The 13,422-nt window shown below is 72.7% G+C and carries 16 protein-coding genes; 9 read left to right on the plus strand and 7 right to left on the minus strand.

The window, feature by feature from the left end; genetic code table 11:
• Positions 1 to 53 precede the first annotated feature (53 nt).
• Positions 54 to 680, minus strand: a complete 627-nt coding sequence (locus DEI89_RS05530) for a QsdR family transcriptional regulator (RefSeq protein ID WP_181421514.1) — start codon at positions 678 to 680, stop codon at positions 54 to 56.
• Positions 681 to 743: 63 nt separating this feature from the next.
• Here DEI89_RS05530 and DEI89_RS05535 point away from each other — a divergent pair, with 63 nt between their 5' ends.
• On the plus strand, positions 744 to 1,937 hold the full coding sequence (locus DEI89_RS05535; protein ID WP_110903052.1) for an acyl-CoA dehydrogenase family protein: 1,194 nt from the start codon (positions 744 to 746) through the stop codon (positions 1,935 to 1,937).
• Between the two features lie 12 nt (positions 1,938 to 1,949).
• On the opposite strand, the gene DEI89_RS05540 is transcribed toward DEI89_RS05535, so the two are convergent.
• Complete coding sequence (locus tag DEI89_RS05540) at positions 1,950 to 2,828, minus strand: patatin-like phospholipase family protein (protein ID WP_110903053.1); 879 nt, start codon at positions 2,826 to 2,828, stop codon at positions 1,950 to 1,952.
• Between the two features lie 136 nt (positions 2,829 to 2,964).
• On the opposite strand from DEI89_RS05540, the gene DEI89_RS05545 reads away from it, so the two are divergent.
• Together DEI89_RS05545 and DEI89_RS05550 are read left to right on the plus strand one after the other, a co-directional pair.
• The gene (locus tag DEI89_RS05545; RefSeq protein WP_146236687.1) at positions 2,965 to 3,801 is read left to right on the plus strand and encodes a GAF domain-containing protein; all 837 of its coding nucleotides are present in this window, start codon (positions 2,965 to 2,967) and stop codon (positions 3,799 to 3,801) included.
• Complete coding sequence (locus DEI89_RS05550; protein WP_110903055.1) at positions 3,798 to 3,983, plus strand: hypothetical protein; 186 nt, start codon at positions 3,798 to 3,800, stop codon at positions 3,981 to 3,983. The genes DEI89_RS05545 and DEI89_RS05550 overlap by 4 nt, the downstream gene beginning before the upstream one ends.
• 161 nt (positions 3,984 to 4,144) lie before the next feature.
• Here DEI89_RS05550 and DEI89_RS05555 read toward each other — a convergent pair whose 3' ends face one another.
• Both DEI89_RS05555 and DEI89_RS05560 read right to left on the minus strand, forming a co-directional pair.
• Entirely contained in the window at positions 4,145 to 5,173 is a 1,029-nt protein-coding gene (locus DEI89_RS05555; RefSeq protein ID WP_110903056.1) for an NADPH:quinone reductase, read from the minus strand.
• A gap of 49 nt (positions 5,174 to 5,222) precedes the next feature.
• Positions 5,223 to 5,588, minus strand: a complete 366-nt coding sequence (locus DEI89_RS05560) for a helix-turn-helix domain-containing protein (protein ID WP_110903057.1) — start codon at positions 5,586 to 5,588, stop codon at positions 5,223 to 5,225.
• Positions 5,589 to 5,732: 144 nt separating this feature from the next.
• On the opposite strand from DEI89_RS05560, the gene DEI89_RS05565 reads away from it, so the two are divergent.
• Entirely contained in the window at positions 5,733 to 6,380 is a 648-nt protein-coding gene (locus DEI89_RS05565) for an NAD(P)-dependent oxidoreductase (RefSeq protein WP_110903058.1), read from the plus strand.
• A 129-nt stretch (positions 6,381 to 6,509) separates the two neighbouring features.
• Here the strand turns inward: DEI89_RS05565 and DEI89_RS05570 are convergent, their stop codons facing one another.
• Positions 6,510 to 7,835, minus strand: a complete 1,326-nt coding sequence (locus tag DEI89_RS05570) for an MFS transporter (RefSeq protein WP_110903059.1) — start codon at positions 7,833 to 7,835, stop codon at positions 6,510 to 6,512.
• Between the two features lie 123 nt (positions 7,836 to 7,958).
• On the opposite strand from DEI89_RS05570, the gene DEI89_RS05575 reads away from it, so the two are divergent.
• Entirely contained in the window at positions 7,959 to 8,816 is an 858-nt protein-coding gene (locus DEI89_RS05575) for a LysR substrate-binding domain-containing protein (RefSeq protein WP_110903060.1), read from the plus strand.
• Between the two features lie 13 nt (positions 8,817 to 8,829).
• Here the strand turns inward: DEI89_RS05575 and DEI89_RS05580 are convergent, their stop codons facing one another.
• Together DEI89_RS05580 and DEI89_RS05585 are read right to left on the minus strand one after the other, a co-directional pair.
• A complete protein-coding gene (locus DEI89_RS05580) occupies positions 8,830 to 10,533 on the minus strand; it encodes a hypothetical protein (RefSeq protein ID WP_146236688.1) in 1,704 nt (567 codons plus the stop codon).
• A 104-nt stretch (positions 10,534 to 10,637) separates the two neighbouring features.
• Positions 10,638 to 11,285 carry an NADPH-dependent F420 reductase gene (locus DEI89_RS05585; RefSeq protein ID WP_110903062.1) on the minus strand — a complete coding sequence of 216 codons (648 nt, stop codon included), beginning with the start codon at positions 11,283 to 11,285 and terminating at the stop codon, positions 10,638 to 10,640.
• 116 nt (positions 11,286 to 11,401) lie between these two features.
• Here DEI89_RS05585 and DEI89_RS05590 point away from each other — a divergent pair, with 116 nt between their 5' ends.
• The 4 genes from DEI89_RS05590 (at position 11,402) to DEI89_RS05605 (ending at position 13,393) form a co-directional block, all read left to right on the plus strand.
• The gene (locus tag DEI89_RS05590; protein ID WP_110903063.1) at positions 11,402 to 11,698 is read left to right on the plus strand and encodes a GNAT family N-acetyltransferase; all 297 of its coding nucleotides are present in this window, start codon (positions 11,402 to 11,404) and stop codon (positions 11,696 to 11,698) included.
• Between the two features lie 19 nt (positions 11,699 to 11,717).
• Positions 11,718 to 12,179, plus strand: coding sequence for a VOC family protein (locus DEI89_RS05595; RefSeq protein WP_110903064.1), 462 nt, complete (start codon positions 11,718 to 11,720; stop codon positions 12,177 to 12,179).
• Positions 12,180 to 12,366: 187 nt separating this feature from the next.
• Positions 12,367 to 12,843: a MarR family winged helix-turn-helix transcriptional regulator gene (locus tag DEI89_RS05600; protein ID WP_110903065.1), complete on the plus strand. Its 477-nt coding sequence runs from the start codon at positions 12,367 to 12,369 to the stop codon at positions 12,841 to 12,843.
• A 10-nt stretch (positions 12,844 to 12,853) separates the two neighbouring features.
• Positions 12,854 to 13,393 (plus strand): metallophosphoesterase, encoded by a 540-nt coding sequence (locus DEI89_RS05605; protein ID WP_110903066.1) that lies wholly within the window; start codon positions 12,854 to 12,856, stop codon positions 13,391 to 13,393.
• Positions 13,394 to 13,422 lie beyond the last annotated feature (29 nt).

The following is a 13,422-nucleotide window of genomic DNA, read 5'->3' on the forward strand; positions in this document are numbered from 1 at the left end:
GAGGAGAACGGCTTCCGGTAGCGGGCGGTCGGCTGTCCGGTCGCTCCGCCCGCTCACCGGGTGGGACGCAGGATGTACTCGAACGTCGTGCGTGCCCGCTCGGGGTCCGGGGTCTCGCCGGAGATCAGGTCCGCGTAGGTGAACGACTCCGAGACACGCACGAGCAGCCGTCCGAGTTCCTCGGGGGAGAGCGGCGCCGGGTCGAACGCGCCGGCGTGCTGCTCCGTGGCGATCAGGGAGGCGACGACCGCCACGAACCGCCGCTGGACGTCACTGTCCGTCGTCGTGAGCAGGCGCAGCGCACGAGCGGGCTCCCGGGTCAGGAACGCCCGGAAGTACGGCGCCCGGATCAGGTCCGCCGTGAACCGGTCGAGGACGTCGACGATCCGCGCTGCTCCCGACGCGGCTGCGGCACGGCCGGCGGCGTCGAGCGTGGGGACGGCGAGCGACCAGAGGATCTCCGAGAGCAGCTGGTCTCGGTTCCCGACCCAGCGGAACAGCGAGGTGCGGTCGACCCCGAGCGACGACGCGAGCGCCCCCATGTCGACGCGGCCGCCGTCGATGAAGCTGTGGCGCGCGGCACGGAACGCACGCTGGGAGTCGGGGTGGGCCTCCAGTCGGGCGGCGAGGGCGCTCGGGACGAGTGCCGAGCCGAGCGCGCCGAGTGCCTGCCTGCTCACGGTTCCCCCAGAGTCGTCGTACCCGTCTTGCAACGTTTTCGAGAATGATGCATCGTTGGGGTCATGTCAACGACGGCTGCGCAGACGCCCCTGCTGGAATCCGACTTCTACCGGTTCCAGGAGCAGCTGACCGACCAGGAACGCGCCTCCCTCGGGAAGCTCCGCGAGTACCTCGAGCGCGACGTCGCACCCATCGCCGACGAGTACTGGGCCCGCGCCGAGTTCCCGAAGCAGGTCATCGCACCGCTCGCCGAGCTCGGCATGTACGGCCCCGGGGTCCCGCTGGTCCGCCAGTTCGAGAACTCCGCCGTCTACCGCGGCTGGGCGGCACTCGAACTCGGCCGTGTCGACGCCGGCGTCGCGACCTTCATCGGGGTGCAGTCCGGCCTGGCCATGAACTCCATCGCGGTTGCGGGCAGCGACGAGCAGCAGCGCGAATGGCTGCCCCGGATGGCCTCCGGCGAGATCGTCGGCGCCTTCGGCCTGACCGAGCCGCTGTCCGGCAGTGATTCCGCCCGCGGCCTGCGCACCACCGCCCGTCGCGAGGGCGACACCTGGGTGCTCAACGGCGCGAAGCGGTGGATCGGCAACGCCACGTTCGCCGACGTCGTCGTGATCTGGGCGAAGGACGTCGCGGACGGTCAGGTGAAGGGCTTCCTCGTGACCTCGGACACCCCGGGGTTCACCGCGACGAAGATCGAGGACAAGATCGCCCTCCGCTCGGTGCAGAACGCCGACATCGCACTCGAGGACGTCCGCGTCCCCGAAGCCCGCCGACTGCAGCACGCCGACTCGTTCCGGTCGACAGCGACGGTGCTCCGCCTGACCCGCACCGAGGTGGCGTGGCAGGCCGTCGGCATCTCGGTCGGTGCCTACGAGGCGGCATTGCGCTACGCCCGCGAGCGTGTGCAGTTCGGCAAGCCGATCGCCTCGCACCAGCTCATCCAGGACCTGCTCGTGAAGTCCCTCGCCAACATCACCGCGTCGATCGCCCTCTGCGCGCAGGCGTCGGCCCTGCAGGACCAGGGACTGGGCGGGGACGAGCACTCCGCGATGGCGAAGGCCTTCGCCACCGCCCGGATGCGCGAGACGGTCGGCTGGTGCCGCGAGGTGCAGGGCGGCAACGGCATCGTCCTCGAGAAGGGCGTCGCCCGGTTCTTCGCCGACGCCGAGGCCATCTACTCGTACGAGGGCACGCGTGAGGTCAACACGCTCATCGTCGGTCGCGCCGTGACGGGTCAGGCCGCGTTCGTCTGACCCGTCACCGCCTCACGCCCAGAACGACGCGACCCGCTCCGCGACCTGCTCCGCCTGGGCCCGCCCGGCCTCCGCGGAGGGCCGCTGCGTCGACAGCGCCAACGAGTTGGTCCCGAAGGCCCGCTGCGACGCCTCGTCGGCGACCAGGACCTCCACCTGCGACCCGGCGTCGCGGAGGGCTGCGACGGACCGGTCGAGCCACGGTCCGAGCGGTGACGGCCCCTCCGGGCTGCACGCGATCACCAGGACCCGCTCGTACCCGGCGGCCACGTCGGCGTTCGTCGCCGACCGCACCCCACCGTCGATGTACGGGTGCCCGTCGATGCGCACGGGTGACCAGACGATCGGCACCGAGCAGCTCGCGGCGACCGCACGCTCCAGCGGCACGCCGTCCTCGGCCCGGAACACCCGGAAGGACCCGTCCACCGCGTCGACCGTGGTCACCGCGTAGGGCTTCTCCGGCCACTCGGCACCGGGCAGCGTCTGCCGGAAGGTGGCGACGCGCTCGTCGTCGCTCTGGCCGGTGGTGACCTCCTGCGCCGCGGCACCGACCCGCGCACGGGCGTCCTGCTCGGACGTGGCGTCCTGCATCGCGGCGGCGAACCGCTGCTCGACCGCGGTCACGTCCACGGCCGCCGGCTCCTCGTACGTCGTCGGCAGGGGGCTCGACTGCTGCTCGTAGGCCGTCTGCACCGCGCCGGCGCGGAGGAACGTCCCCACGACACTCCCCGCACTCGTCCCGACCACCAGGTCCGCGGCACCGAGGTCGACCCCGGCGTCCTCGAGCGCGGACAGGACGCCGAGCTCCCAGGCGATGCCGGCGACCCCACCGCCTCCGAGGACGATGGCGCGTGTTCCGGGCGTGGGCGTGGGCTGTGCAACATCGGTCATGCCTCCTGCATACCAAGTCCGGCGATGAACGCGCACCACGTCCGCTCGGCGGAGCCGACCACGACCCGGACGGGAGGCACGGATCGCCCCCGCCCCGCGCCTCCCGTCCGTCGGTGGTCGGCCCTACCGTGCTCGTGTGGGACAGGGGAACGGACGGCGCGGGCGCGCCGGTGACGTGGTGCTGCCGATCGTGGCGGCGGCGTTGCCGACGGCGGTGTTCCAGGTGCCCAACCTCGTCGGTGTCCCGGTCGAGCGGGCGTGGCTCGTCGTGTCGGCGCTGGTGGTGTTCGTCGCCGTCGTCGTCTGGCAGGTGCTGCGGGCGCGTCGCGGCGCGCGTGCACGGGCCTCGGCGGAGGACACGGGTGCTGCGGCGCTCGCGGCGTACGAGGTGGCGGTGCAGTACGGGTTCGGGCAGATCGCGACCCGGCTGACCCGGTTCGCGACGCACGACCCGGTGACCCGGCGCATCGAACTCGGCGGGTTCGCCGACCGGGCCGCGGCCGCACTGGCGTTCTACCTGCTGCCGCACGTGCCCGACGTCCGGGCGAACGTGTACCTGCTGTCGACGGCGCTCGACGCCCTCGAACCGATCGGGCACGGCGGAGCGGGCGACACCGCGGGTACCTTCCGCGCCGGCACCCCGTACGGCGACCGGAACCTGGAGTGGGTGCTGCAGGGTGGTCCGCCGCGGGTCGTCCCGGACCGGGAGTCCGACGTCGACGCCGAGGACGACGACCCCGAGTTCGCACCCCGCTGGCGGTCCTACGTGGCGGTCGTCGTCCGGTCCGAGGACTACTCGTTCGGCATGCTCACGGTCGACAGTCCCGCGCCGGGTGCGTTCACCGACCTCGACGTGCGGAACGTCGCCGTCATCGCCGAGTACGTGGCGACGGCCTGTGTGCTGGCCTTCCCGCCGGTGCCCGAGGCGGGTGCCGAGCCGCTGTCGGGCCCTCGACGTACCCTGACGCCATGACGACGTTCAGTCCGTCCGGCGCGGCCCGGTTCGGCCGCGCGCGGGTGGTGCCCCCGCGGTCTGCCGGCGGCGACGACCAGGACTACGACGACCCGCGCGTCGTCGCGGCGAACCTGCAGCGGGCGACGGCCGCGGCGCGGGCGCAGCTGGCGCGGGCGACCGGCAGGCGCCGGCGGGACTGACCTCGCCCGCACCACGGCGCGGACCGGACGGGCACGACGGAAACCGGTCCGAACCACGGACCTCCGTGGTTCGAACCGGTCTCGGTTGTGCGGCGCCGAAGCGCACCAGGTGCCGCAGTGCGACGGCGCAGTGGCAGCGTGGCGCCGCGCCGGCGCCGGCGCTACTCCGCCTGGACGTCGATGAGCACCTTGCCCACCGCGTCGCCCTGCACGGCGTCGTGCGCCGCAGCGGTCTCCTCGAGCGGGAAACGCAGCAGCGGCAGACCCGCTTCCTCGCCGACCGGCAGGACGCCGTCGCGGAGGGCTGCGGCGACGTCCTCGGCAGCGGCCGCGAGGGCCACGTCACCGATCGTGTAGAGCAGCAGGAACTGGTACCGGGCGTTGATGCCCATGTTCGGCCGCACCGGGATGGATGCTGCGTCCCCACCGTTGTCGGCGTACATCGAGACGACGCCATGGTTCGCCAGGACGGCCGCGTCGAGGTCGGCGTTCGCGGGGATCGACACCTCGACGACGATGTGCACGCCGTCCGGGGCGATCGCGCGGATCTGGTCGGCGGCGTCGTCGTCGCGGTAGTTCACGGTGTGGTGCGCCCCGGCCGAGGTGGCCAGGGCCGCCTTGTCGTCGGAGCTGGTCGTCGCGATCACGGTCGCTCCGGCCCACCGCGCCAACTGGATGGCGGCGTGCCCGACGGCACCCGCGCCTCCGGCGACGAGGACGGTGCGACCGGACAGGGCGCCGGGGGAGAGTCGGGTGGGGCCGTCCTCGTGCACGGTCAGGGCGCGGTGGGCGGTCATCGCCGGGACCCCGAGCGAGGCGCCGACGTCGAACGAGACGCCCTCGGGTAGGGGTGCGAAGCGGGTGGCCGGCACGACGGTGTACTCCTGCGCGGTGCCGGTCGGGCGGGAGGCGGCGGCCAGGAACACCCAGACGCGGTCGCCGACGGAGACTCCTTCGACGCCGGTTCCGACCGCGTCGACGATGCCCGCGCCGTCCTGGTTCGGGGTGATCTCGGGGAACGGCAGGCCGTCGCCGTAGGTACCGCCCTGCCGCGCCTTCCAGTCGGTGGGGTTCACCCCGGAGACGACCACGCGGACGCGGACCTCACCGTCGCCGGGCTCGGGGACCGGTCGGTCGGCAAGCGAGAGGACGGAGGACGTGCCGGGCTGGGAGTAGACGATCGATCGCATGCCTCCACGCAACCACCGGCGAGCCGACGCGATTCCAGGAGCGACGGGCTCAGGCCCGCGCGTCGTACCCCGAGCGCGCTTCGGTGACGCCGTCCATGTGGTCGATCGCCCACTGTTCGAGCGGCACGAGCACCGTGCGGAGGGAACGCCCGGTGTCGGTCAGTTCGTACTCCACGTGCGGCGGGATCTCGGGGAACACCGTCCGGGTCACCAGGCCGTCCCGTTCGAGGGCGCGGAGGGTCTGCGTGAGCATCTTCTGCGAGACGCCCTGCACCCGGGTGGCGATGGCGGAGTACCGACGCGGGCCGTCGGCCAGGGCGCCGATCGTCAGGACGCTCCACCGGTCCCCGATCCGGTCGAGCAGCTGTCGAGAGGGGCAGTCCGCCGCGTAGGGGCTGTACTCGAGCGCACTCATGGTGACCTTCCGTGGGGCACGGTGCACGACGCGCCCGGGCAGGGCACGCACCGTGAGGTGCCTACTCACCGAAAGAGAGTAACACCCGTACAGTGAGTGGCACGCGCGTCACCGCGTCGGCACCACCACCACGAAGGAGCTCGTATGTCCACCATCGTCGTCTTCGGAGGCACCGGCTACGCCGGCTCCGCCATCGTCCGTGAAGCCCTCTCCCGCGGCCACGAGGTCGTCGCCGTCGCGCGCGACACCTCCAAGCTCGATGCCGCCGAGCACCTCACTCTCGCGCAGGGTGACGCGTTCGACGCCGCCTTCGTGTCCGACGTGACGAAGGGCGCGGACGTCCTCATCGTCTCCCTGCACGCGGTCCAGTCCGACGGCAGTGAGCTCAAGGACCAGTTCCAGCACTTCGTCGACGCAGCCGCCGCCGCGGGTGCACGGCTCGGCATCGTCGGCGGTGCCGGATCGATGCTCGTCGCCGAGGGCGGCCCGGCCCTGTACGACACCCCGGACTTCCCGGACGCGTTCACGGGCGAGGCGAAGAGCCACGGCCAGATCCTCGAGGCCCTGCGCGCCGGCGACACCTCGGTCGACTGGTTCTACGTCAGCCCCGCCGCGGCCTTCGGCGGCCACAACCCCGGCGAGCGTCGGGGCGCGTACCGCACGTCGGACGACGTGCTCCTCACCGACGCCGAGGGCAACTCGGACATCTCCGGCGCCGACTACGCGATCGCGGTCGTCGACGAGATCGAGCAGCCGAAGCACCACCAGGCGCGGTTCGGCGTCGCCTACTGAGCCGACCGGCTCTGGCGGCCCCGCGGGCTCTGCGGAACACCGGTGTTCGTCGGTCACGCCGCGCGGAAGCGCGATGCGACGGACGAACACCGGTGTTCGGCGTTGACGACCCGACGGACGGGAGGCGCGTCACCGGTTCCCGACGATGGCCGGCAGCGGCAGGTGGTGGCGCATCCGCACCTCGAGGTGCAGCCCGCCACGCCGCGCCAGGACGAGTGCGATGACGGCCGCCGCCGCGGCCGGCACGCCGCCGGCGACCATCATCCCGACGTGTGCGCCGAAGTGGTCGACGACCTGGCCCATCAGCGGGCCGCCGATGGCCTGGCCGCCGAGCAGCACGAGGACGTAGAGCGACATCACGCGCCCGCGGATCGCGACGTTCGAGGACAGCTGGACCAGCGAGTTCGACGCCGTCTGGAAGAGCAGCTGCGACAAGCCGACGACGACGAGCAGCACGGTGAACGGCGCGATGCTCGGCGTCGACCCCGCGACGACGAGCAGCACCCCGGTCCAGAACACCCCGCCGACGATCGTGCGGAGCCGCACCACGGCGCGCCGGGTGGAGAGGACGGCGCCGGTCAGCGCACCGACCGCGACGGCGGAGTTGAACAGGCCGTAGCCGCCGGCGCCGACGTCGTAGACCTTCGACGCGAAGGCGGAGAGCAGCACCGGCATCGTCAACGCGAACACCGAGAAGAAGGCCACCAGGATCACCGGCACGATGATCGTCGGCTTCGCGGCGGCGTAGCGGAGCCCCTCGACGAGCTGCCCCTTCGACCGCGGAGCCGACGGGGTGCGGTGCAGTTCGGACACGCGGAGGAACCCGAGCGTCACGACCACCGCGACGCATGCCACCGCGTTGATGCCGAACGACCACCCGGCTCCCACGGCGACGAGCAGGATCCCGGACAGCGCCGGGCCGATCATGCCGCCGAGCTGGAACACCGACGAGTTGACGCTGATGGCGTTCCGCAGGTGCTGGTGTCCGACGATCTCGGTGACGAACACCTGGCGCGCCGGGTTGTCGATGACCGTGACCATGCCGACCAGGAACGCGATCACCCAGATGTGCCACGCCTGCACCACCCCGGCCAGGGTCAGGACCGCGAGCAGCAGGGACAGCACCGCGAACGCGCCCTGCGTGATCATCATCAGCGCGCGCTTCGAGTAGCGGTCGACGAACACCCCGCCGAGGAGCCCGAACAGCAGCATCGGCGCGAACTGGCACGCGACCGTGATGCCCACCTGCGCGACCGACCCGGTGAGCTGCAGCACGAGCCAGTCCTGGGCGATGCGCTGCATCCACCCGGCGGTCATCGCGACGAGGTTCGTGGCGGTGAACAGCCGGAAGTTCGGAACGGACAGGGCGATGAAGGACCGGCGCCACGGTGGGCGGACGGTGCTGATCGGGAGCGGCTCGGTGGGTGGGTGGATGGTCGTCGATGACGATCGCACGGTGCGGGGGACTCCGGCTGTCGAGGGTGGGAACGGTACCCAGACGAAACTAATCGATGGCGTTCCATTCGATCCTCCTATGATCGGCATCACTCCATTGCGATGTCGAATGAGGAGCCTCCTGTGCTTGACCCTGTCCTGCTCCAGACCTTCCTGGCCGTCGCCGAGACCGGCAGCTTCACGCAGGCCGGCGTGCAGCTCGGCGTGAGCCAGCCGACGGTGTCCCAGCACGTGCGCCGACTCGAGTCCACCGTGGGGCGGACGCTCGTCGCCCGGGACACCCGCGGCGTCCGCCTGACCGACAACGGGGACGCGATGGCCGGGTTCGCCCGCACGATCCTCGCGGCGCACGCCACCGCCGACGCCTACTTCTCCGGCGTCGCCGCCCGTGGCCGCCTCCGTTTCGGTGCGGCCGACGACCTGGCGATCACGCAGCTGCCGCGCATCCTCCGCGACTTCCGGAAGCTGCATCCCCAGGTGGACCTCGAGCTGACGGTGAACCAGTCGGCACCGCTGCTCCGGCGGGTGCACGCCGGCCAGCTCGACCTCGTGTTCATCAAGCGGACCGCGGGGGAGTCCGCTGAGGGCACCCGCGTCGCCTCGGACCAGATGGTCTGGATGGCGCAGGACGGCATTTCACTCGAAACCGACGACCCGGTCCCGCTGATCGCCTACCAGGCGCCGAGCATCAGTCGGCAGATGGCGATCGACGCGCTCGAGGCGGCGGGCCGCACCTGGCGGATCACCTGCAACACCCGCGACGTGAACGGGGTCCTGGCAGCCGTCCGTGCCGGGATCGGCGTCGCGGTGTTCCCGCACTCGTTGATCCCCGCCGACCTGGTGAAGGTGTCGCAGCGGCTGTCGTTGCCCGACCTGCCGGCGGTCGACTACGTCCTCATCGCCAACCCGACCGTCCAGCGCGAGCCGATCGAGGCCCTGACCAACGCGATCCTCTCGCGCGGGGTCGTCCGCGCTGTCTGACGAACGGCCGAGGTCAGGGCGCGATCGCCGGGACGGTCCCGGTGCCGGTGATGTCCGGTAGCGGTGCGCCGAGCGCCGAGGCCACAGCCCACAGCAGCACGAGGGTGCCGACCGTGCCGAGCACCGCGCCCAGCAGGGCGACCGGCCGCTGCCACGTGGTCAGCGGGTTCCGCATCGTCACGACGGAGACCAGGACCGCGAGCAGGCCGAGGACCAGACCGACGGCGTGCACGGTCGCCGGAGCGGTGAACCACCACGCCGCGAGCCCGATCGTCCCGAGGCCGGCCACGGCGCCGAGGACGGCACCCGCGGTCGGTCCGAGAGACAGTCCGGCACGTGCCATGGCCGGCTGGGCGACGGACGGGAGGCTCGCCGCACCCTCCGGCGTGGCCGTCGCGACGGTCCCGACCTCGGCGGGCGCGGGGAGCGGGACCGCGGTCGAGCGACGCTTCGGCGGCTCCTCGACGGTCCGGCGGGGGTGGAAGGGCCGGCGACCGGTGGTGCCGCGCCCGCGAGCGTTCCGGTGTTCCCGGGCCGGAGTCGGCTCGACGGGCGGAGCGGTGTCGTCGGGAGCGGGGTCCTCAGCGCTGCTGACCGCGGCCTGGGCCTCGGTCGGGGTGACCGACGGCAGGACCGGGCCGAGCGGCGGGACGGCCGCCGCACCGACGACCGCAGACGGGCCGCCGAGGACGGCCGTGGTCGGTGCCGGAGCGCCGATGAGGGCGTCGAACGTCGGGGGAGCCGTCGCGGCGGGCGGGACGACCCGGGCCTGCTGTCGTGCGAAGCGTGCGGGGGTGCGGTACCCGATCGGGCCGACGGGCTCGGGTTCTCCGCCCTCGACGACGACGTGCTCGAGGCCGGGCACCGAGAACCGCGGTTGGCCCGCTGCGGGCACGACGGGGACCGTCGGCGCTGGCGGCGTGGTCGGCGCCGACGCGGACCAGGCAGTGGTGTCGGCGTGCGGGCCCGGCGCACCGAGCGTGGCGAGGTCGACCCCAGCGGACGGCGAGAGCGCCTCGGGGGCGGCGAGCGTGCCCACCTGCGGCGTGTACCAGTTGGCGGGATCACGGGGTGGGTCGGCGACGACGGGACCGAGCGGCGGGTGCTGGACCTCCGGGGCGACGGGGGGAGCACCGGCGGGCCGGCTCCCGCCGGCGTGGGTCCCGGCGACGGGAGGCACGGGCAACGCCATCCCCGCGGCCGCAGCGGCGTCGCGGCGTCCGGAGGAGGCGCGCTGGCCGGCACCGTGGCGGCCGACGGCCGGGCTGCCCGCGGCGGCGGTGGTGACGGTCACACCACTGCCGCCGACGCCGACCGCGGACGCGCCGAGAACGGGTGCGCCGGAGAGTGGAGCGAAGGGGATCGTGTCGACGTTCGGGGACGTCGGGGCCGGCGGCAACAGCTCCTGCGCCGGCGGGTAGTCGGGGGCGACCGCGTTCGGGTCCAGGACCGGCGGGGCGGTGGTGTGGTGCGCCTCCAGGTCGACGGCGGGGACTGTGCCGGCGGGGACTGCGCTGGCGGCGGGGAATGTGCCGGCGGGGACTGCGCTGGCGGCGGGGACTGTGCCGGCGGGGACCGTGCCGATCCCGGGGACCGCGCCAGCGCTCGCCGGGGCCGGCGCGGCTTCCGCAGGACGGGCGTCCTCCGGCGGAGCGGTGACCCATGCGGGTACCGCCCGGCGGGGTCGCTCGGACTCGGGCATGCGATGAGACGCCACGGCCGCTGTTCCTCTCCCTGGATTGATCCATCGTCTGTTCTACTCGGGAGGAACAGCGGCCGAGAGCCCCAGTCAGAGGGGGTCGAGCGCGCGGTGCGTCGACGTCACATGTCGCGGTAGCGCTTCGCGCTCGCGAGTGCCTCGCGGAGCTCGTCGGCGTTCATGCGCGGGCCGTAGCCCGGGGTGTCGCGCTGGATGCGCCATCCCTCGGCGAGCGGGCCGGCGTCGACGGTGTCGAAGCCGAACTCGTCGATCAGGTCGGCGACGGTGTGCTTGGCGGCGTCGTCGTCACCAGCGATGACGAGGGCGCGACGGTCCGGTGTGCCGGCGGGGGTGGCGTGCTCGGTGAGGTGGTCCGCGCCGATGTGGTTGAAGGCCTTGACGACGCGCGCACCGACGAGGTGGTCCTGCAGCATCTCGGCCGTGGTGGTGGTCTCCTCGTCGAGTGCCGCGATCTGGCCGTCGCGCTGCGGGTAGTAGTTGTCCGTGTCGATGACGACCTTGCCGACGAGCGGCGCGACGGGGATCGTCTCGATCGCGCCGAGCGGCACGGTGACGACGACGACCTCGCCCCGGGTGGCGGCGTCCTCGCGGGTGCCGGCGGTGGCGTGCTCGCCGAGCTCGCTGACGAGGTCGGTCAGGGTCTCCGGCCCGCGCGAGTTCGCGATCACGACCTGGTGGCCGTGCTGCACGGCCAGGCGTGCGAGCTGGGATCCGATGTTGCCTGCTCCGATGATTCCGATGGTGGTCATGCTCCGTGCAACACGGTGACCCGGTGGTCATTCCGTCGGTGTGCTCCGCCGCGCGTGTCCGGCGTTCCCCGGAGTGCGGTGACACCGGACCCTGAGCGGCGGTGCAGGATGGCGGCATGACACACGAGTTCCGGAACGAGGCCGACCGAGACCGGTACGCCATGTACGTCGACGGGACCCTCGTGAGCGTGCTGGACTACCGCGTCAACGGTGACGCGATCGCCTTCCCGCACACGTACACGGTGCCCGCGCACCGCGGTCACGGGTACGCGGGTGAGCTCGTGGAGCACGCCGTGTCCGACGTCGAGACGACGTCGACGAAGCGCATCGTCCCGATGTGCTGGTTCGTCAGCCAGTGGTTCGACGAGCACCCCGACAAGAACGACCTCCTCAGCCGCGGCGTCGCGGACTGACCCCACCGAGAGACCCGCCATGCCCCGCATCGTCCCCTTCCTCTGGTTCGACGACCAGGCCCAGCACGCCACCGAGTACTACACGGAGCTGTTCCCCGACTCGCGCATCGACGGGATCGGGCGCGCGCCGGACGGGTCCGTGCTCGTGGTCGAGTTCACCCTGATGGGGCAGCCGTACCGGGCGATGAACGGCGGCCCCGGGCACCCGTTCACCGACGCGCTCTCGCTGCAGGTCGACGTGGACACGCAGGAGGAGCTCGACCGCATCTGGGACGCCCTGATCGCCGAGGGCGGGCACCCGGTCGCATGCGGCTGGTTGGTCGACCGCTGGGGCTTGTCGTGGCAGGTCACCCCGTCCATGATGGGCGAGTTGATGGCGGCCGGCGGCGACCACACGGCTGCCGGCCGGGTGTACGAGGCGATGCGGGGCATGGTCAAGCTCGACATCGCCGCACTCCGGGCCGCGGGCGCTCCGGCCTGAGCCCCGACCATGGGCAGGTGGTGCGACGACGGTCACATGTCCCCTCTTCGGTGGACCCCCGGTTATCGTTGGTCGACACCGTCGGCGGAGGGACCCGCGTCAGCGATGCGGGGACCGTCGCGCAGCACCGCGCCCTGACCAGGGGCGACCGACCTCCGGCCGACGCCGGACGACAGACTGGAACACCATGGCCGACCCGAGGGGCCCCGGGATCCGCGAAGCGGACATCGGACGGGCGTACACCGAGCTCTCCCGCATCACCCGCCGCGCGAGCGTCCGTGCGCGCGGCACCGACGACGTGCTCAGCATCGTGGACCAGTCGCTCGTCGACTTCGTCGTGCAGCACCCGGGGTGCATGGCGATCGACATCGCCCGCTACCTGCGCCTGAACCGGTCGACGATCTCCCGGCAGCTGTCGGGTCTGCTCGTCGCGGGCCTCGTCCGCACGGTCGACGGCGGTTCCGGCAACGCCAAGCCGCTCGAGGCGACCGACGCCGGCCGCCTCGCGCTCGCCCGGTCCGTGCAACTGCACCGGGACGCCCTGGTCGAACGCCTGGCCGACTGGTCCGACGACGACGTTGCCCTGCTCGCGGGCATGCTCGAACGACTCGGCGCCGCGGACGAGGTCGCTCTGCCGATGCCGGCCCGCGCACCCGACGAGTGACGGCGACGCCGTGAGCACCTCGCTCGTCCTGCTGTCCGACACCCACCTGCCCAAGCGGGCGAAGGACCTCCCGCCCGAGCTCTGGGCGGACATCGACGCCGCCGACCTGGTCGTGCACGCCGGTGACTGGGTGGACCTGGCGACCGTCGACCTGCTCGAGACCCGAGCCCGCGAGCTGCTGGCGGTCCGTGGCAACAACGACCTCGGCTTCGAGGAGCGCCTGCCCCTGGTCGCCGCCCGTCGCGTCGAGTCGTTGCGGTTCGCGGTCGTGCACGAGACCGGGGCGGCGACCGGTCGCGAGCGTCGAGCCCAGACGGACCACCCGGACGTCGACGTGCTGGTGTTCGGGCACTCGCACATCCCGTGGGACTCCACCGCGCCGAACGGGATGCGCCTGCTCAACCCCGGCTCACCGACGGACCGCCGCCGGCAGCCCGACCACACCTGGATGCGCTGCGAGGTCGACGGATCGGACCTCCGGGTCACCCTGGTCCGCCGCGCCCCCGGCGCGGACGGCATCCGACTGGTCGCCTCGCCGGGAGGGTCCTGACCCGGCCGCTCGACCACTCGACCGGGAGG

It is taken from the genome of Curtobacterium sp. MCBD17_030, assembly GCF_003224255.1.
Classification (GTDB): domain Bacteria; phylum Actinomycetota; class Actinomycetes; order Actinomycetales; family Microbacteriaceae; genus Curtobacterium.

What these genes read in the sequence shown, in the direction of transcription:
- DEI89_RS05550 (WP_110903055.1), top strand. Translation starts at nt 3,798, where the DNA reads ATGACGACGTTCAGTCCGTCCGGCGCGGCCCGGTTCGGCCGCGCGCGG.
- DEI89_RS05595 (WP_110903064.1), top strand. Translation starts at nt 11,718, where the DNA reads ATGCCCCGCATCGTCCCCTTCCTCTGGTTCGACGACCAGGCCCAGCAC.
- DEI89_RS05555 (WP_110903056.1), bottom strand. Translation starts at nt 5,173, where the DNA reads ATGCGATCGATCGTCTACTCCCAGCCCGGCACGTCCTCCGTCCTCTCG.
- DEI89_RS05540 (WP_110903053.1), bottom strand. Translation starts at nt 2,828, where the DNA reads ATGACCGATGTTGCACAGCCCACGCCCACGCCCGGAACACGCGCCATC.
- DEI89_RS05565 (WP_110903058.1), top strand. Translation starts at nt 5,733, where the DNA reads ATGTCCACCATCGTCGTCTTCGGAGGCACCGGCTACGCCGGCTCCGCC.
- DEI89_RS05535 (WP_110903052.1), top strand. Translation starts at nt 744, where the DNA reads ATGTCAACGACGGCTGCGCAGACGCCCCTGCTGGAATCCGACTTCTAC.
- DEI89_RS05600 (WP_110903065.1), top strand. Translation starts at nt 12,367, where the DNA reads ATGGCCGACCCGAGGGGCCCCGGGATCCGCGAAGCGGACATCGGACGG.
- DEI89_RS05590 (WP_110903063.1), top strand. Translation starts at nt 11,402, where the DNA reads ATGACACACGAGTTCCGGAACGAGGCCGACCGAGACCGGTACGCCATG.
- DEI89_RS05560 (WP_110903057.1), bottom strand. Translation starts at nt 5,588, where the DNA reads ATGAGTGCGCTCGAGTACAGCCCCTACGCGGCGGACTGCCCCTCTCGA.
- DEI89_RS05585 (WP_110903062.1), bottom strand. Translation starts at nt 11,285, where the DNA reads ATGACCACCATCGGAATCATCGGAGCAGGCAACATCGGATCCCAGCTC.